This is a genomic window from Methylobacterium frigidaeris (assembly GCF_022179185.1).
Taxonomy (GTDB): domain Bacteria; phylum Pseudomonadota; class Alphaproteobacteria; order Rhizobiales; family Beijerinckiaceae; genus Methylobacterium; species Methylobacterium frigidaeris.
Genome location: NZ_BPQJ01000230.1, coordinates 1 through 263 on the forward strand (window position 1 = coordinate 1; position 263 = coordinate 263).

The window sequence follows — 263 nt, forward strand, 5'->3', positions numbered from 1 at the left end:
GGCAGGTCCCCGTGGCCATGAACCTCCCCGTGGAGGAGGTGGCGCGGTGGGGGGACCGGATCCCTAAGGAGCGGCCCGTCTACCTCTACTGCCGTAGCGGCAACCGGAGCCGCAAGGCGGCGGAGTACCTGGCGCGCAAGGGCTACACGAACCTCTACAACGTGGAGGGCGGGGTGCTGGCCATAGCGCGGGCGGGGTATCCCCTGGTCCGGTGATGGACGCCCTTCAGGTGGGCCCCTTGGCCATCCCCTGGGTGAGGGTGC

1 protein-coding gene is annotated in these 263 nt (G+C 70.3%); it reads left to right on the forward strand.

Annotated features, from left to right (window positions below; translation table 11 throughout):
• Positions 1 to 17: 17 nt before the first annotated feature.
• Positions 18 to 215, forward strand: coding sequence for a rhodanese-like domain-containing protein (locus MFF64_RS39105; RefSeq protein WP_238194018.1), 198 nt, complete (start codon positions 18 to 20; stop codon positions 213 to 215).
• Positions 216 to 263: the final 48 nt, after the last annotated feature.